Genomic DNA, 17,265 nt, shown 5'->3' on the forward strand with positions numbered 1-17,265 from the left:
CACCCGCGCGGGCCCGTGCTCAGAGCCTGTCTTTGAACCCCCGCCTGCGCCCCGACGCCCGGCACGCACTCCCCCAAGCTCTCGGCTCCGCTCGAGCAGGGGGGACCCCCATGCCGCACGGAGGTCCAGGACAGGTGGCTCCGCCACATGACCTGGACCTCCGCACGCCGATCGCACGCACCGACCGCCGCTGCGCCCGCGCTCCGCGCGGACGACGGGGGTTCGAAGACAGGCTCTCAGCGCCGCGGCCACAACCTCAGCTGGAGCATCGCCGCGAACCGCGCGTCCGGGTCCGTGAGATCGAGCCCGCCGACCTCCGCCAAGCGGCGCAGACGGTACCGGAACGTGTTCGGGTGGACATGGACCGCGGCCGACGCGGCCACCACGTCGCCGAAGGCGTCCAGCCAGGCGGCCAGGGTCTCCACCAGGCAGGTCCGGTGCGCCCTGTCGTAGGCGGCCAGCCGGGCGACAGGACCCGACGGCGGATCACCGCGCTCCGCGATCAGGTCGGCGAGCTCCAGCAGCAGCGAGTCGACGAGCACGTCACCCAGGCGGGCCACCGGGCCGGGGGCCGAACCCGCGCGCAGCACCCGCAGCGCCCGGTCCGCGCACGCCCGCGAGTGCGGGAGCGAGGCGACGTCCCGCGCCACCGGGCCCACCCCGGCGAGCAGACGCTGCCGGTCGCCGACCCGGGCCAGGAACTCCGCCGCCACCCGCGCCGCCCGCTCCTCCGCGCCCCCCTGGTCGGCGCCCGCCGGCACGATGCCGTAGACGACGTCACCGACCAGCGCCGCCGCCGAACGCGGATGCGCCGCGCCGAGGTGCACCGCGAACGCGTCCGCGATGCGCTGCCGCTCCCCGGTGTACCGCGCGTGCCGCGCCGCCGAGCCGTCCTCGCCCGGACCGTGCGCGAGAGCGAGGGCCAGGACGACCCCCGGCTGGTCGGCGAGGCCGAGACGGGCCACCGCCTCCGCGCCCCCGGGCCCGCCCTCCAGCGCCGTGCCCACGAGATCCGCCCGAAGGCGCCGCTCCACGTCCGCCCCGGCCCGCTGCCGCAGCAGATGCAGCGCCACCAGCTTGGCCGCGTCCTGGAGGGCCTGCGCGCGCTCCGCGCTGAGCGGGCCCCGCACCGCCGCCCAGATCGACCCGAGGATCTCGTCCCCGGCCCGCACCGCGAGCGCCACGCGGGGCATCCCCGCGCCACCGTCGGCGACCCCGGCCCCGGCCAGCGGCTCCACGTAGACCGCCCGGTCGTCGCGGTACAGGTCCTGGAAGACGCCGCGCTCCTCCAGGACGCGGGTGAACCGCTCCGGCACCTGCCGGCCGAGGATCGTCTCCACCCGGTGCGGATCGGCCTCGTCCTGCCGCCCGGAGAACGCCAGCACCCGCGAGCTGCGGTCCTCGATGGTGACCGGCGCGTCGAGAAGCGCCGCGATCGCGTTGGCCAGCGCGAACAGGTCACCGGACGGCACCCCGCCCAGCGTCTCCTGCCCGGACGCCCCGATGTCGCCCTCGGCGATCAGCGAGCGCACCATCGCCGCGAGCTGCGCCCAGGTCGCCCCGCGCGTGAGGCCGAGCAGCGCGACCCCGGACCTCGCGACCGCCTCCGCGACCCGCGCGTCGGCGGCGACGGGGGAGCGGACCACGAGCCCCGCCGCACCGTGCCCGCCCAGCGCGTCGAGCAGCTCGACCAGCTGCTCGGGCGTGTGCACGGCGACCCCGAGAACGAGGGCCTGGCGGGGCGGCACCGGTTCGTCCAGGGGGTCGTGGATGACGACGCCGCCGATGTCGTCGGCCCGGTCGGGGTCGCCGAGGACCAGGTCGAGGAGGGTGGAGCCGAGATCGTCCAGGAGGCGCCGGAGACTGGCTCGGGGGTGGGCGTTCACCGGGATCAGCACGCTTCCTACCGTATGGACGCGAACCGGGCGCGGGTTCGTCGTATGCGCCGAGATCCTAGGCGGCGTTCGTCGCACACGACAGGGCCCGGGGCCGATCATTCCCGTCGGGACTCACTCACCCCGCGATCCGCTCACGCCGTGATCCATTCCGTTGCCACCGTCACCTCCGCCAGCGCGTCCGCGAGCGGTTCGACGCCGAGGCCGGGGCCGGTCGGCACCGGCAGATGCCCGTCGGCCAGCGTGAACGGCTCGGTGATGTCGGTGCGGTAGTAGCGGTCGGAGGCCGACGTGTCGCCGGGCAGGGTGAACCCGGGGAGCGCGGCGAGCGCCACGTTCGCGGCGCGGCCGAGGCCGGTCTCCAGCATGCCGCCGCACCACACGGGCACCCCGTGGGCCACGCACACGTCGTGGATGCGGCGGGCCTCCAGATAGCCGCCGACCCGGCCGGGTTTGACGTTCACGACGCTGGTCGCGCCGAGCGCGATCGCGTCGGCCGCCGCACGCGCCGAGGTGATCGACTCGTCGAGGCAGACCGACGTACGGAGCTGCCGGGCGAGGGCGGCGTGGCCGCGGATGTCGTCCTCGGGCAGCGGCTGCTCGATGAGGAGCAGGTCGAACGGGTCGAGCCGGGCCAGCTGCCGCGCGTCCGCGAGGGTGTACGCGGTGTTGGCGTCGACCTGGAGCAGCACGGCGTCGCCGAACTCCTCCCGCACGGCCCGCACGGGCTCCACGTCCCAGCCCGGCTCGATCTTCAGCTTGATCCGCAGGTACCCGGCGGCCAGATATCCGGCGACCGCGTCGAGCAGCGCCGGCACCGAGTCCATGATCCCGACGGACACCCCGCACGGCACCCGCTCGCGCACGGCCCCCAGCTCCCGCGCGAACGGCACGCCGCGCTGCCGCAACTCCGCGTCCAGGACGGCCATCTCGAGCGCGGCCTTGGCCATGGGATGCCCCTTGAACGGGGCGAGGGCGGGCGCCACGAGCGTCGCGTCGAGCCGGTCCCGGCCGAGCAACGCGGGGACGAGGAAGCGGCGCAGCACATCCGCGCAACCGTCCACGTACTCCGGCGAGTACAGCGGATCGCTCATCGCGACGCACTCGCCCCAGCCCTCGCCGTCGGCGGTCTCGACGCGCAGCAGCAGCGTCTCCCGCACGGTCTGCGTCCCGAACGACGTACGGAACGGCGCCACGAGCGGCATCCGGACCCGGCGCAACTCCACTCCGGCGATCTTCACTTGACGCTCTCCTCCTCGTGCGTGGCCCCGGCGCGCGGGGCGGTCTCGACGACGTACCAGCCCGACCGGTCGAACCCGGTGACACGGGCGCCCCCGGCGAGCAGCCCGCCGAGCGTCTCCCGCAGGGCGTGCCGCCACGCGGTCGCGCACCCGGGGTCCCGGGCCCGCAGCGCCTCGACGTCCTCCGGCACCGCGACCAGGACGGTGGGCCCGTCCGCCGAGCCCGGCACGGGCCGGCCCCGCGACGAGAGCCCGAGGGCGACGGCGGCACCGGGCATGTCGGCCGCGCGCGGGGCGGCGGGCGCGGCCTCGCCCGAACACGCCGCCGCGACCTCGGGTGCGTCGAGTGGCCAGCCCACGAGCAGCCGGTCGGTGGCGTCGGCACCGTTGATCCCGTCGTTCATCGGGCCGTAGAAGTCGGCCAGGTACTCGAGCGGCGTCGCGGCGAGCTTGCCCAGGTTGAACCAGGCGTTGCGGCGCACGAGCGGGTCGAACGTCCAGGACACGGACGACACCCCGTGCCGCAGCGCCCACGCCCGCTGGTGCAGCTTCAGCGCATAGCCGACATGGCGCCCGCGCATCCGCGCCGCCACCCCCGCGATGTGACTGTGCAGCGCCCCGTGCGCGGGCGGCGAGAAGAAGCCGACGCAGGCGCCCACGAGGTCGTCCCCGTCGAACGCGCCGCCGACGTAACTGCCCGCCTTGGCGAGCGCCCGCAACAGCTCCGTCGTCACGGGCGGCGCCTTGCCGTCGGGCCGCCAGATCGACTCGTAGAGCCGCTGCACCGCGACCAGTTCGGGCAGCGCGTCCAGCTGCCGTACGTGGACCCCGGCGGCGCGGGCTGCGCGTTCGGCGTCGGCGACAGCCGTCACAGAGGTCGTCCTCCTCGCCGTCGATGCGCCGGTCATGGTGTGCCCGGACGGGAGTGGGCGGCCCGGCCGGCCGTGCCCGACGGTGCGGCCCCGCCCCGCTCCTCGGCGAGCAGGTGGTGGACGAGCGCCGCGACGAGCGCGGTCCGCCGGGGCAGTTCGGCCACCTCGACGTGCTCGTGGTCGGCGTGCGCGCCGCCGCCCACCGCGCCGAGGCCGTCGAGCGTGGGCGTGCCGACCCCGGCCGTGAAGTTCCCGTCCGACGCCCCGCCGACCGCCACCTGCCGCAGCGGCCCGATGCCGAGCCCCTCGGCGAGCGCGGCGGCCCGCGCGAACAGGTCCCGCGAGGCGCCGGCGGCGAGCGGCGGCCGGTTCGGGCCGCCGAGCACCTCGATCCGGGCCCCGTCGAGGACCGGCCGCAGCCCGTGCATCGCCGCGTCGACCCGGTCCTGCTCGGCGGCGCCCCGCACCCGCACGTCGACCGAGAACCGCCCCTGCGCGGCGACGGTGTTGCCGGTCGTCCCCGACGTCAGGACGGTCGGCGTCACCGTCGTCCCGGCCGCGTCGTCGCCGAGCGCGGACACGGCGAGGACCTGATGCGCGGCCTCGATCGTCGCGTTGACCCCGAGATGCGGTTCGAGCCCCGCGTGCGCGGCCCGCCCGTGGACGACCACCTCGTACCAGGACACCCCCTTGCGCTCCGTCTTCAGCGCCCCGCCGTCCGCCGACGCCTCCAGGACCAGCGCGGCGGCACACCCGCGCGCCTCCTCCTCGATGAGCGCCCGCGACGACGGCGACCCCAGCTCCTCGTCCCCGGTGACCAGCAGGGACACCCCGTCGGGGCAGCCGAGCGCGGCGACGGCGTGCAACGCCATGACCAGCCCCGCCTTCATGTCGAAGCAGCCCGGCCCGCGCAGCACCCCGCCCTCCACGGAGAACGGCCGCGCCGCCAGCGACCCCAGCGGCCACACCGTGTCGTGGTGCCCGACGAGCAGCACCCGACGCGGCCCGGCGCCGAACCGCCACCGCAGATGCGTCCGCCCGTCGCGCACGATCCGCTCCGGGGCGGCACCGAGGAGCGCGCTCCCGACCCGCCCGACGACGTCGGCGCTGCGGGCCACGGCGGCGAGATCGGCGGACGGCGACTCGCAGCGGACCAGTTGCCCGATGTCGGCGACGAGCCGGGGGAGCAGCTCCTCGAAGTGTTTTCCGGACAGCTCCATGTCAGCCCGCCTTCGGGTTGGCGCGGGCCTCGAAGTGCACGTACGCCTCACCGGTCGACAGTGCGTAGAACGTCACGGGCGTCCACGCCTTGCTCCCCGGCGTCCGGCACACGTACAGACCGTCCTCCACCGGTACGAGGTCGAACTCCCGGACCGGCGACGGCGTGAGCGAGGCGAGCGGCCCGGTGACGGTGTGCGTCAGCCGCAGCCCGCGCTCCGCCTCGGCCACCTCGATGCGTGCCCCGGAGCGCTCGTACAGCCCCACGTGGCGCGACCCGTCGATCTCGGGTGGTGCGGCGGCGGGGGCGAGCGGGGCGGGCAGCGCGACCCCGGCGACCTCCGCGAAGATCTCCCGGAAGAGGTCCTCGTACAGATCGGCGGCGTGCCCCCCGTTGGTGAGCAGCACGACGGCGAGCCCCTGTTCGGGCAGCAGCCGCAGGAACGCGGACTGCCCGATGGTGTTGCCGTCGTGCCCGAGCAGCCGGTGCCCGCCCCACCCGAACCGGATCCAGCCGAGCCCCCACGAGTCGCCGAGCGTGTACCGGTCGGGCAGGTCCGTCTGGTGCGCGGCCATCGCGGCGGCGGACGCCTCGCTCAGCACACGCGTGCCGTCGGCCGCCAGCCCGCCGGTCAGGTGCGCCCGGGCGAACGCGAGCACGTCCCCGGCGGCGGCCGTGACGAGCCCGGCGGGCCCGGCCGACCTCGGCAGCCCCCACACGGGCGCGGGCGCCGGCTCCGCGTCCCCCTCGGCGACGTGCCCGACGGCGGCCCGGTGCAACAGGGCCTCCTCGGGCAGCGTCACGGTACGGGCCAGCCCCAGCGGCACGATCAGCCGCTCCCGCAGCGCCTGGTCCCAGGTCTGCCCGGTGACCTTCTCGACGACCCGCCCCAGCAGACTGAACCCGGAGTTGCAGTACGAGAAGGTCGCCCCCACCGGATGGTTCTGCCCCGCCTCCCCGAGCCGCGCGGCATACCGCTCCAGACAGTCGTCACCGCGCCCGGTGTCCGTGAACACGTCCCCGTCGATGCCGCTCGTGTGCGTCAGCAGATGCCGCACGGTCACTTGCTTGGTCACCTCGGCATCGGAGAGCCGCAGCTCGGGCAGCACCTCCACCACAGGCGTCGCAAGATCGAGCACCCCTTCGTCGACGAGCTGCATCGCGAGGGTCGCCGTCCACACTTTGGTGATCGACCCGATCTGGAAGACGGAGTCCTCGGTGACGCCGACCCCGGTGCCCTTGCTCAGCACACCATGCGCCGCCAGCACGACATCATCCCCCGCGCCCCCCGCCCCCACCCGAAGCACACCGACCACCGCCCCGGGCACGCGACACCGCCCGGCAAGCTCAGCGAGGCGGCGCTGCCAGTGGGCGGCGTCCAGGAGAAGCGAGTCTCGGGTCACGTGCGGTACCTCTTCCTCGTAGTGCGCGATGCGGCGTTCAGGACAGGCTGCTGGTGAGCAATGTGTGGACGTTGCCGCCGAGCACCCGGGCCACATCGTCGTCGGGCCAGCCGCGGCGCACCAGGGCCTCGGTGAGCAGGGGGAGGCCTGCAGGGCCCTCGAGGCCGGGCAGGAAGCGGTCGGTCGGGACGCCTTCGATCGGGGCGTGTTCGCAGCAGGGCGGGGTGGTGTCGGCGAGGACCTCTTTCACGAAGTCCGGGCCCAGGCCGACGTGGTGGACGCCCGCCACCGACGCGAGGTGCTCGATGTGGTCCACGAGCCGGTCCACGGTGAAGTCGCTCTCGTGCAGGAACGGGGCGAAGAAGTTCACGCAGATCACGCCTCCGCCGTCGGCGACGCCCTTGACCTGGGCGTCCGTGAGGTTGCGGTGGTGGTCGCGCAGCGCCCGCGCCGACGAGTGCGTGGCGATCAGGGGGCGCGTCGCCAGTTCGAGGACGTGCTCCACACCGGCCGCGCCGAGATGGCTGATGTCGTAGAGCATGGCCAGGCGTTCCATCTCGGTGAACGCGGCGACCCCGGCCCGGGTGAGGCGGCTGCCGGCCGCGTCCTCGCCGCTGCCGTCGGCCAGCGCGGTGCGTCCGAAGTGGGCGAGGGAAGCGATCCGTACGCCGAGGCGGTGCAGGGTCTCGATGAGTTCGACGTCCTCGCCGATGCCGGGCGCGCTCTCCAGGGCGAGGACGAGCGCGATGCGGCCTTCGGCGAGCGCCGCGTCGATCTCCGCGCCGTCCGCGCAGAGCCGTACCGCGTCGGCGTTCCCCTCCGCGATCCGGTGCGCCGCCTCGATCATGCGCAGCGTCCGGCGCAGCGCCCCCTCGGGCCGGTAGGCGTCGTCGACGAAGACCGGGAGGACCTGGATGTCCACGCCGCCCGCACGCAGTTGCGGCAGCCACTGTTCGCGGAAGAAGGTGGCCCACCGCTCGACGGGCCGTGCCACCACCGCGCACAGCAGGTCGTTGTGGGTGTCGGCGACGACGCTGCGGTGGTGCAGTGCGAGGGGGCTGCCCATGCGGGTGCTCCGTTCTGCGGTGCGGGGGAGGTCCGGGGGAGGGCGGTGCGCGGTGGCAGGCGGACCCCCGCAGTGTCATGCCGGGCGGGCGGCCGTGTATTCGTCGGCGCCGACAAGAAGCGGGGCCGCACTGGTGCCGCCCGACGAACCCCGGTCCTTTCGACCGTGCGGACCACCTTGACAACAGCATTGGTCCATACCAACTTATGGGGGTCACCCGTTCCACCCGGTTCGCGCACGTCCCGAAGTACCCCAAGTCCCCCTTGAACACAGGGAGTTCGCGTGTCCCCACACCGAACGCACGGCCGCACCAGACGCACCGGCCGCGCCAGACGCACCGCAGGCCCCCGCAGACCCCGCCTCCTCGCCCTCGTCGGCTCCGCCGCCCTCGCCCTGGCCGGCGCCGTCGCGCTGCCCGGCACCGCGCAGGCGGCCAACGTCCTGACCGACCCGGGCTTCGAGTCCGGCTCGCTCGGCGCCTGGAGCTGCACCGGCAACCTCGGCTCCGTGGTCTCCAGCCCCGTACACGGCGGGAGCAAGGCCCTCGCGGGCGCGGCGAGCGCGAGCGACAACGCCAAGTGCGCCCGCACCGTCGCCGTCCAGCCGAACACCGCGTACACCTTCTCCGGCTGGGTGCGCGGCAACTACGTCTACCTCGGCGTCGACGGCGGCGCCTCCACCTGGACCCAGTCCCCGTCCGCGTACAGCCAGCTGACGGTCAAGTTCACCACCGGCGCCTCGCAGACCAGCGCCACCCTCTACACCCACGGCTGGTACGGCCAGGGCACCTACTACGCCGACGACCTCGGCCTCGACGGCCCCGGCGGCTCCACCGACACCCAGGCCCCGACCGCCCCGTCCGGCCTCACCGTCACCGGCAAGACCTCCAGCAGCGTCTCCCTCTCCTGGGGCGCGGCGAGCGACAACGTCGGCGTCACCGGCTACGACATCTACAGCGGCGGCGGCAACAAGCTCACCACCGTCTCCGGGACCTCGGCCACCGTCTCGGGCCTGAGCCCGTCCACCGCGTACAGCCTCACGGTCAAGGCCCACGACGCGGCGGGCAACAGCTCACCCGCCTCCAACACCGTCAACGTGACCACGGACGCGGGCACCGGCCCCGGCCCCGGCTTCAAGCAGGCCGCGCCCTACCTCTACACCGGCTGGGGCTCCCCGCCGAGCCCGACCACCGTCATGAACGCGACCGGCGTCAAGTGGTTCACCATGGCGTTCATCCTCTCCTCCGGCGGCTGCAACCCCGCCTGGGACGGCCAGCGCCCGCTCACCGGCGGCCAGGACCAGACCGCCATCAACGCGATCCGCGCGGTGGGCGGCGACATCGTCCCGTCCATCGGCGGCTGGAGCGGCAACAAGCTCGGCCCCAACTGCTCGACCCCCGAGGCGCTCGCGGGCGCCTACCAGAAGGTCATCGACGCCTACGGGCTGAAGGCGATCGACGTCGACATCGAGAACACCGACGAGTTCGAGAACGCGGCCGTCCAGGACCGCATCCTGAACGCCCTGAAGCTCGTCAAGGCCAACAACCCGGGCCTGCGCACCATCCTCACCTTCGGCACCTCCACCACCGGGCCGACGTCCTGGGGCAACCGCCTCATCGAGCAGTCCAAGGCGCTCAACGCCAACATCGACGTCTTCACGATCATGCCGTTCGACTTCGGCGGCGGCGCCGACATGTACGGCAACACCGTGAACGCCGCCGACGGCCTCAAGAACAAGCTGAAGTCGGTCTTCGGCTGGGACGACGCCACGGCCTACGCCCACCTCGGCATCTCCGGCATGAACGGTCTCAGCGACCAGCAGGAGGTCACCACCCCCGCCATCTGGACGCAGATCAAGGACTGGGCGAACAGCAAGCACATCGCCCGCCTCGCCTTCTGGTCGGTCAACCGCGACCGCCCCTGCGCGGGCGGCGGCGTCAGCGAGAACTGCTCCGGCATCGCGCAGGACACCTGGCAGTTCACGAAGATCACCGCCGGCTTCACCGGCTGACCCGGCGCCATGAGCTGACCGGGCGCAAGGAGCAGTGACAACAAGAAAGACCCCAGAATCCTCTGGGGTCTTTCGCTGTGTCCGAGGGGGGACTTGAACCCCCACGCCCGATAAAGGGCACTAGCACCTCAAGCTAGCGCGTCTGCCATTCCGCCACCCGGACAAGGTGTCTGCCGCCTCTTTGCGGGGTGTTTCCCGCGGCGACACAGAGAACATTACCAGGGATTCCGAGTGCCCCGATCACGCCGCCCACCCGGCCGGACGTCCTGTGAACGGCGCGTGACGAGCATGGCCCGGCCTTGGGCGCGGGCCTCCGTGGAGAGAGGATGAGGGGGATCCACTGGGAGAGAGGAACAAGCGTGAGCGAGTCGAGCACGGGCAGGGCCGTCTCCGGACAGGACGAGGTCGTCGACCTCTGCCGTGAACTGATCCAGATCGACACCAGCAACTACGGCGACCACTCGGGTCCGGGCGAGCGCAAGGCCGCCGAGTACGTCGCGGAGAAGCTCGCCGAGGTCGGCCTCGAGCCGAAGATCTTCGAGTCCCACCCGGGGCGCGCCTCCACGGTCGCCCGTATCGAGGGCGAGGACCCGTCGCGGCCCGCCCTCCTCATCCACGGCCACACCGACGTCGTCCCGGCCAACGCGGTGGACTGGACGCACCACCCCTTCTCCGGCGAGGTCGCCGACGGGTGCGTGTGGGGCCGCGGCGCCGTCGACATGAAGGACATGGACGCGATGACCCTCGCGGTCGTCCGCGACCGGCTGCGCACCGGGCGCAAGCCCCCGCGCGACATCGTCCTCGCCTTCCTCGCCGACGAGGAGGCCGGCGGCACCTACGGCGCCCACCACCTCGTCGACCACCACCCGGACCTGTTCGAGGGCGTCACCGAGGCGATCAGCGAGGTCGGCGGTTTCTCGTTCACGGTGAACGAGCAGCGCCGGCTCTACCTCGTCCAGACGGCCGAGAAGGGCATGCACTGGATGAAGCTGACCGTGGCCGGCACCGCCGGGCACGGGTCGATGATCCACCGGGACAACGCGATCACCGAGCTGTCCGAGGCCGTCGCCCGGCTCGGCCGTCACACGTTCCCGGTCCGCGTCACCAAGACCACCCGCGCCTTCCTCGACGAACTGGGCGACGCGCTCGGCACCGAGCTCGACCCCGAGGACATGGAGTCGACGCTGGCCCGGCTCGGCGGCATCGCCAAGCTCATCGGGGCGACGCTCAGCAACACGGCGAACCCGACGCAGCTCGGCGCCGGCTACAAGGTCAACGTCATCCCCGGCGAGGCCACCGCCCACGTCGACGGCCGCTTCCTGCCGGGCCACGAGGACGAGTTCCTCGCCGACCTCGACCGGCTCCTCGGCCCGCACGTCCGGCGCGAGGACGTGCACGCGGACAAGGCCGTGGAGACCACCTTCGACGGGGCGCTCGTCGCCGCCATGCAGACCTCCATCGCCGCCGAGGACCCGATCGGCAAGACCATCCCGTACATGCTCTCCGGCGGCACCGACGCCAAGTCCTTCGTCGAGCTGGGCATCCGCAACTTCGGCTTCGCGCCGCTGCAGCTGCCGCCTGAGCTGGACTTCGCGGGCATGTTCCACGGCGTCGACGAGCGTGTCCCGGTCGACGGGCTGAAGTTCGGCGTCCGGGTGCTCGACCGGTTCATCGACGCCTCCTGACGTCAACCTGGTGTGTACGTCAACATTCGTGCGGCTGTACGGAGTTGCCCGGAAAGAGTGAAAGGGATGATCTGCTCGTAGCCCCGTCGGTTCCCCCTCGTTACAGGGAGTGCAGTCCGCGGCTGGGACTGCATTGCCAATGAGGAGGAACAATGATCAAGAAGGTCGTCGCCGCCGTGGCTGCCACTGGTGGCCTCGTGCTCGCGGGTGCGGGCATCGCCACTGCCGACGCCGGTGCCCAGGGTGCCGCCGTGAACTCTCCCGGTGTGCTGTCGGGCAATGTCGTCCAGGTGCCCATCCACGTGCCGGTGAACGTCTGCGGCAACACCGTCAACGTGATCGGGCTGCTGAACCCCGCCTTCGGCAACACCTGCGTCAACGACTGACGTCGTTGTGCCTCATCCCTTGAGGGTCTGAGTCCTTCGGCCCCGGAGCGCGCTCGTGCGCTCCGGGGCCGTCGGGCTTTCGGCGCGGCGCAACCGGCCCCGCGCCTTCGGTAGTGCCCGCTCCTTCGGTAGTGCTTGGGCAGAGTTTGAAGGCAGGAAACAGCTATGCGACAGGTCACACGCAAAGGCCTGATCACCGTGGCGGCCGCGAGCGGCGTGCTTGCGGTCACCGGTGGATACGCGCACGCCGACGCGGGCGCGCAAGGAGGTGCGTCGAACTCTCCGGGCGTCGCCTCGGGCAACGAGGTCCAGGCCCCCGTGCACGCGCCGGTCAACCTGTGCGGCAACACGGTCAACGTGGTCGGACTGCTCAACCCGGCCATGGGCAACAACTGCGGCAACCCCTCCCACCAGGGCGACGGCGGCGGCAAGGGCCATGACGGCAAGGGCCACGGCGGCAAGGGCGGCGAGCGCGGGGGCAGCGGCTCGCACGACGACGGCGGGTACGGCAGCGACTCGCAGGCCCAGGGCTCCACGAGCAACTCACCGGGCGTCGGCTCCGGCAACCATGTGCAGGCCCCGGTCGACGTGCCCGCCAACGCCTGCGGCAATTCGGTCAACGTGATCGGCATCGGCAACCCGGTCTTCGGCAACGACTGCGGCAACCCCGCCGAGCACACCCCCGAGCAGCCCGGCGAGCCCGAGCAGCCCCCGGCGGAGCCGGAGGAGCCGGGCACCCCCGAGCACCCCGGGAACCCCGGCACGCCGGGCACCCCGGAGACCCGCGGCGGCCACTTCGTCGGCGACAAGACGCCGAAGACCCCGAACCGTCCGGAGGCGCAGAGCATCGTCGAGGGCCCCGAGTCCGAGTCCCAGCTCGCCATGACCGGCAGCTCGCTGCCGCTCGGCGCGGCCATCCCGGTGGGCGCGGGCGCGCTCCTCGCCGGCGCGGTCCTGTACCGGCGCGCACGGGCCAACGCGTGACGCACTGAGCCCGGCAGGCAGCAGCAGGTAGTAGGCAGCAGGCAGCAGGGACGGAGCGAGCCCCCACGCGGGGCCCGCTCCGTCCCTGTTCGCACTCTTTTTCAGGTCACCATGTGGCCCGTACCTGACGGATGATCCGCCGACGAAGGCGTACGCGGCGACTGCCGTCGCGGCGCAGGCTCAATCGGTCCAACTCCCAGTGTCCGTACTCAGCATGGTCTGTCAGCAGACGCGTCGCATCCTTGCGGGACACCCCGCGCGGTACGTACACGTCGACAAATTCGTATTCCGGCATCGCATCTATTGTGCGGGCAGGGGCCCGGTACGGATAGCGTCTGCACCATGTCTGATGCTGCGCAGCCCACCGCTGCCGAGGTACGCGCCGCCGCCGAGGCGGTCAAGACCGCGCTCGACCGCCACCTGGCGGCCGTCGAGCGCAGGTCGGGTGAGGACGACCCGGCCGTCTACGAGGCGTTCAACGAGCTCGCCACCGCGGCCGAGGAGTACGACGAGCTCCTCTACGACCGCTACGACGAGGTCACCCCGTTCGAGATCCCCGGCGCGGAGGACTCGCTGCCGCCGTACACGGGACCCGAGGAACCGAACGCGCTGAGCGTGCTCATCCGACGCGACTACGCCGTGGTGGAGCCGCAGCGTCTGCTCGCCCAGGCAGGCCGGGTGGCCGACCTCGACGGCGACCCGGACATCGACACCGAGTCGGCGACCGGCGCGGGCAGCAGCGTCCATGCCGCGCTCGGCGTCCTCTTCGGCGAGTTCGAACCCGACGAGATCGCCTCGCGCCACAAGGAGTTCGGCCTGGAGGAGGCCGACTCCACCCTCTGGGTCCTCGCCGCGGACGAACCGGCGGAGCCCGGCGAATGGCTGGAGGCCCCCTTCGACCAGGCCGACCCGCAACGCGTCGTGTGCCGCTTCGACGTCAGCGCGGTCTTCGACGACGACGATGACGACGCGGCCGACGCGGTGACGGTCGCGGCCCCGCTGGAGGACCCGGACGCGCTCATCGACGTGGAGGACGTCGAGGACCTCGCGGACGCCGAGGACCTCGCGGACGCCGAGGACGGGCCCCTGGAGGAGGCGGACCGCTGACCCGCCGCCCTCCGGGGCCGCCCTGCACCGTCACGCCTGCGGCAGCTGGGCCGTGACCAGGCGTTGCAGACGCGTCGTGCGCGGCTTGGCCGGGATCTCGGCCACCGCGCGCGGCAGCGCCGCGTCCACGCCGTGCACGACAGAGAGGTGGCGCTCACCGCGGCCGAACGCCGTGTAGACCCAGGGGCGGCTCAGCGCCTGCGTCGCGTCCCCGGGGAGAACCACGACGGCCGCGGCGCTGCGCAGGCCCACGGCCTGATGGGCGGTGAGCGCCCAGCCGTGCCGGACGGCGCCCCGCTCCACCTGCTCCTTCGGTACGAGGACGGGCTCGCCGTCGCACTCCAGGCGCAGCCCCTCCGCGTCGGCCCCGCGCACCAGGCCGGTCCTGACCTGGCCCGGCGCCGGTACGTAGGCCACGCGGTCCCCGGGGTCGAAGCCGCCGAAGCGGCCGGGGCCTGGGTTCAGCCGCTCCTTGAGTGCCGCGTTCAGCGCACGCGTCCCCGCCGCGCCGCCGTGCCCGGGGGTGATCACCCGGGTCTCCTCGGCGGGCACGCCGATCGCGCGCGGCACCGAGTCGGCGACGAGCTGCACGGTGCGGTGGATCGCCTCGGCCGCGTCCCGCACGGGCACAATGACGACCTCCTTGCCCGGCGCCTCGACCTGGTTCAGCTCGCCGATGCCGATGCCGGAGACCAGCTCGCCGATCGGCCCGGGGTCGGGGGTGCGGGAGGAGACGCGCGGGCAGATCCCGGCCGCGACGAGGTCCGCGAAGACCCGCCCGGGGCCCGCCGACCAGAGCACCCCCGGGTCTCCGCTGAGCAGGAGGCACGCCCCGTCGGGGAGCGACTCGGCGAGCACCGCGGCGGCGTCCACGTCCAGCTGCGGGGCGTCGAGCACGACGAGCAGGTCCACGGCGATCGCCCCGTCGCCGTCCCGGCCGGGCCCCTCGGTCTGGGCGAGCAGCCCCGCGACCGTCGCCGTGGCGGACTCGGGCGCGCCGTCGCCGAGGCGGCGCGCGGCCCGGCGCCGTCCGTCCGTGCCGTGCGCGGCGACGCACACCCGGAGGCCGAGCCGGGCGGCGGCGGCAGCCGTGTCGACCGGCTCCACGCGGGCCGCCTCGCCGCCGGTGTGCAGGACGAGGGAGTGCGTGTGCACGGCCCGGATCAGCTCGGCCGTCGTGCCGCCCGCGGCGACGGCGGCCTCCTCCCACTCCGGACCGGCCGCGCGGCCGTCCTTGGGCGCCGAGTTGATCAGCCGGGCCAGGCCGTCGGCGAGGCTCTCCTCGGCCAGCGCGGTCCGCTCCAGGCCGACCAGGACCCGGACGGGACGCTCGGCCGCCTCCACGTCCTCATCGGCCTCGGCGTCCTGCGCGGGGGCGGGCTCGGGCGCGTCGTCCAGGGCGTCCTGGAAGAGCAGCGCCTCGCCCTCCGCGACGGCGCTCTCCACGGCGGCGTCCGGCTGGGGGACGCCGCGCTTGCCGAGCGCCTCGACGAGCACGGGCAGATCGAGCGCGGTATGCCCGGCGACGGTGGCCTGTTCGAGCAGCCAGACGGTGACGGCCCGGCCGCGCCGCTCGTCGTCCGGCGCGCACTCCGCGCCGAGCAGCGCCCGCGCGAACCCGTCCGCCTGCTCGGGGCGCACGCCGCTCAGGCGAAGGAGCTGCCAGGGGTCGGCGCGCAGCCGTTCACCGGCGTCCTCGCCCAGGGTGCGGGCGGCGGCCACGGCGAGCGTCTCGGGCGCCCCGCCCTCGGCGAGTACGGCCCGCACCGCGTCCACCGTCCCCGCGTCGGGGCCCGTCTGCACGGCGGGCGCGACAGGCGCGGGCCTGCGCACCGGTTCGGCGGTGACGACCCGGCGCGGTCCGCGCTCCGGCTCGGCGAACACGGCGGCGGGTTTGTCGCCGCTCTCCACGGCGCGGACGGCGGCCAGCAGATCGGCGGCCGTGCCGCTCAGCTTGGCTCCGGCGTCGACGGGGCCCTCCTTGGCGGCCTTGCGCTCCGCGATCCGCTCCCGCAGGGCCCGCTGAGCGGCCAGCTCCGCCTCGGCCTCGGACAGCTGCTCCCCGCCCGTCGAGCCGTCGCCGCTGTCGGCCGGTTCGGCGGTCTCGTCCGTCTCGCCGCTGTCAGCCGTCTCGCCGCCCTCGGCCACATTGCCGCTGCCGGCCGTCTCTTCGCTCCCCGCCGCATTGCCGTTCCTGGCCGTCTCTTCGCTCTCCGCCGCCTCGCCGGTCTCGTCCGTCTCAGCGGTCTCGACGCCGTCACCGGTCTCGACGCCGTCAGCGGCGCCCTCGGGGTTCTCCGGTTCGTCGACCCCCACAGCGCCCTCAGCCTCGGCGTCGGGGCTCGCCCCTGACTCGTTCTCCGCGGCGGCGGACTCCGTACTCACAACGTGCTCCAGTCCTGATCGGGATAGCGGTGCACGGGCGCCGACACGTCGTCGAGCGCCTGGCAGATCTCGTCAGGAAGACTAAGCGCCTCCACTGACAATGCCTCCGCGAGCTGCTGCGCGTTGCGCGCGCCGATGATCGGGGCCGCCACCCCGGGCCGGTCCCGCACCCAGGCCAGGGCCACCTGCAAGGGCGTCACCGCGAGCCCGTCGGCGGCTATGGCGACCGCGTCCACGACGTGCCCCGCCGCCTCGTCCAGGTACGGCGCGACGAACGGCGCCATGTGGTCGGAGCCGCCCCGCGAGTCCGTTGGGGTGCCCGAGCGGTACTTGCCGGTGAGCACGCCGCGGCCGAGCGGCGAGGACGGCAGCAGGCCGATGCCGAGGTCGAGGGCCGCGGGCAGCACCTCGCGCTCCACACCGCGCTGGAGCAGGGAGTACTCCATCTGCGTACTGGCGAGGCGGGTGCGCGAGCCCGGCGCCGCGAGCTGCCACGTGCCCGCCTTGGCCAGCTGCCAGCCGCAGAAGTTCGAGACGCCCGCGTACCGCGCCCGGCCGCTGCTGACAGCGATGTCGAGGGCCTGCAGCGTCTCGTCCAGCGGGGTCCCGGTGTCGAAGGCGTGGACCTGCCACAGGTCGACGTAGTCCGTGCCGAGGCGGGCGAGCGAGGCGTCCAGGGCGGCGAGCAGATGGCCGCGCGAGCCGTCGAAGCGCCGGTCCGGGTCGGGCACGCAGCCCGCCTTGGTGGAGATCACCAGATCCCGGCGCGGCACGAGCCCCTCGACGAGCCGCCCGAGCAGGTACTCGGACTCTCCGTCGCCGTACACGTCGGCCGTGTCGACGAGCGTGCCGCCCGCCTCCCAGAAGGTCTTCAACAGGTCGGCGGCGTCGTGCTCGTCGGTGTCCCGGCCCCAGGTGAGGGTGCCGAGCCCGATGCGGGACACGCGCAGACCGGTGCGGCCGAGATGCCTCTGCTCCATGGGCGCTGAGATTACTGGCCCAAGGTCGCGAA

The 17,265-nt window shown here is 73.7% G+C and carries 14 protein-coding genes and 1 tRNA gene; 5 read left to right on the forward strand and 10 right to left on the reverse strand.

Features of this window, described 5'->3' with window-relative positions; genetic code table 11:
• Positions 1-236: 236 nt before the first annotated feature.
• The 6 genes from C1N81_RS34960 to C1N81_RS34985 all read right to left on the reverse strand — a co-directional run bounded on the left by C1N81_RS34960 (position 237) and on the right by C1N81_RS34985 (position 7,696).
• Complete coding sequence (locus C1N81_RS34960) at positions 237-1,898, reverse strand: PucR family transcriptional regulator (protein ID WP_394435324.1); 1,662 nt, start codon at positions 1,896-1,898, stop codon at positions 237-239.
• Positions 1,899-2,029: 131 nt separating this feature from the next.
• Entirely contained in the window at positions 2,030-3,136 is a 1,107-nt protein-coding gene (gene menC, locus C1N81_RS34965) for an o-succinylbenzoate synthase (RefSeq protein WP_394435325.1), read from the reverse strand.
• The gene (locus C1N81_RS34970) at positions 3,133-4,008 is read right to left on the reverse strand and encodes a GNAT family N-acetyltransferase (RefSeq protein ID WP_394435326.1); all 876 of its coding nucleotides are present in this window, start codon (positions 4,006-4,008) and stop codon (positions 3,133-3,135) included. The genes menC and C1N81_RS34970 overlap by 4 nt, the downstream gene beginning before the upstream one ends.
• A 32-nt stretch (positions 4,009-4,040) precedes the next feature.
• A complete protein-coding gene (locus tag C1N81_RS34975) occupies positions 4,041-5,228 on the reverse strand; it encodes a M20 family metallopeptidase (RefSeq protein ID WP_394435327.1) in 1,188 nt (395 codons plus the stop codon).
• Position 5,229: 1 nt separating this feature from the next.
• On the reverse strand, positions 5,230-6,630 hold the full coding sequence (locus C1N81_RS34980) for a serine hydrolase domain-containing protein (RefSeq protein WP_394435328.1): 1,401 nt from the start codon (positions 6,628-6,630) through the stop codon (positions 5,230-5,232).
• A gap of 37 nt (positions 6,631-6,667) precedes the next feature.
• On the reverse strand, positions 6,668-7,696 hold the full coding sequence (locus C1N81_RS34985; protein ID WP_394435329.1) for a dipeptidase: 1,029 nt from the start codon (positions 7,694-7,696) through the stop codon (positions 6,668-6,670).
• Positions 7,697-8,089: 393 nt separating this feature from the next.
• Between C1N81_RS34985 and C1N81_RS34990 the strand changes: the two genes are divergently transcribed.
• A complete protein-coding gene (locus C1N81_RS34990) occupies positions 8,090-9,706 on the forward strand; it encodes a fibronectin type III domain-containing protein (protein WP_394438439.1) in 1,617 nt (538 codons plus the stop codon).
• A gap of 78 nt (positions 9,707-9,784) precedes the next feature.
• Here the strand turns inward: C1N81_RS34990 and C1N81_RS34995 are convergent.
• Positions 9,785-9,869, reverse strand: a tRNA-Leu gene (locus C1N81_RS34995).
• Positions 9,870-10,065: 196 nt separating this feature from the next.
• Here C1N81_RS34995 and C1N81_RS35000 point away from each other — a divergent pair.
• The 3 genes from C1N81_RS35000 to C1N81_RS35010 all read left to right on the forward strand — a co-directional run bounded on the left by C1N81_RS35000 (position 10,066) and on the right by C1N81_RS35010 (position 12,761).
• On the forward strand, positions 10,066-11,391 hold the full coding sequence (locus tag C1N81_RS35000; protein WP_394435330.1) for a M20/M25/M40 family metallo-hydrolase: 1,326 nt from the start codon (positions 10,066-10,068) through the stop codon (positions 11,389-11,391).
• A 152-nt stretch (positions 11,392-11,543) separates the two neighbouring features.
• Entirely contained in the window at positions 11,544-11,777 is a 234-nt protein-coding gene (chpH, locus tag C1N81_RS35005) for a chaplin ChpH (protein WP_394435331.1), read from the forward strand.
• A 165-nt stretch (positions 11,778-11,942) separates the two neighbouring features.
• Positions 11,943-12,761 carry a chaplin gene (locus C1N81_RS35010; RefSeq protein ID WP_394435332.1) on the forward strand — a complete coding sequence of 273 codons (819 nt, stop codon included), beginning with the start codon at positions 11,943-11,945 and terminating at the stop codon, positions 12,759-12,761.
• A gap of 106 nt (positions 12,762-12,867) precedes the next feature.
• Here the strand turns inward: C1N81_RS35010 and C1N81_RS35015 are convergent, their stop codons facing one another.
• Positions 12,868-13,056 carry a DUF5703 family protein gene (locus tag C1N81_RS35015; RefSeq protein ID WP_111666225.1) on the reverse strand — a complete coding sequence of 63 codons (189 nt, stop codon included), beginning with the start codon at positions 13,054-13,056 and terminating at the stop codon, positions 12,868-12,870.
• Between the two features lie 47 nt (positions 13,057-13,103).
• Between C1N81_RS35015 and C1N81_RS35020 the strand changes: the two genes are divergently transcribed.
• Entirely contained in the window at positions 13,104-13,868 is a 765-nt protein-coding gene (locus tag C1N81_RS35020) for a hypothetical protein (protein ID WP_394435333.1), read from the forward strand.
• A gap of 30 nt (positions 13,869-13,898) precedes the next feature.
• Here C1N81_RS35020 and C1N81_RS35025 read toward each other — a convergent pair whose 3' ends face one another.
• Both C1N81_RS35025 and C1N81_RS35030 read right to left on the reverse strand, forming a co-directional pair.
• Complete coding sequence (locus C1N81_RS35025) at positions 13,899-16,253, reverse strand: helix-hairpin-helix domain-containing protein (protein ID WP_394435334.1); 2,355 nt, start codon at positions 16,251-16,253, stop codon at positions 13,899-13,901.
• Entirely contained in the window at positions 16,250-17,233 is a 984-nt protein-coding gene (locus C1N81_RS35030; RefSeq protein ID WP_394435335.1) for an aldo/keto reductase, read from the reverse strand. The genes C1N81_RS35025 and C1N81_RS35030 overlap by 4 nt, the downstream gene beginning before the upstream one ends.
• Positions 17,234-17,265 lie beyond the last annotated feature (32 nt).

Source organism: Streptomyces sp. SGAir0957, assembly GCF_043523415.1.

Coding starts and splice junctions, on each gene's coding strand:
- C1N81_RS35030 (WP_394435335.1), bottom strand. CDS start 17,233: ATGGAGCAGAGGCATCTCGGCCGCACCGGTCTGCGCGTGTCCCGCATC.
- C1N81_RS35010 (WP_394435332.1), top strand. CDS start 11,943: ATGCGACAGGTCACACGCAAAGGCCTGATCACCGTGGCGGCCGCGAGC.
- C1N81_RS34985 (WP_394435329.1), bottom strand. CDS start 7,696: ATGGGCAGCCCCCTCGCACTGCACCACCGCAGCGTCGTCGCCGACACC.
- C1N81_RS34975 (WP_394435327.1), bottom strand. CDS start 5,228: ATGGAGCTGTCCGGAAAACACTTCGAGGAGCTGCTCCCCCGGCTCGTC.
- C1N81_RS35020 (WP_394435333.1), top strand. CDS start 13,104: ATGTCTGATGCTGCGCAGCCCACCGCTGCCGAGGTACGCGCCGCCGCC.
- C1N81_RS35015 (WP_111666225.1), bottom strand. CDS start 13,056: ATGCCGGAATACGAATTTGTCGACGTGTACGTACCGCGCGGGGTGTCC.
- chpH (WP_394435331.1), top strand. CDS start 11,544: ATGATCAAGAAGGTCGTCGCCGCCGTGGCTGCCACTGGTGGCCTCGTG.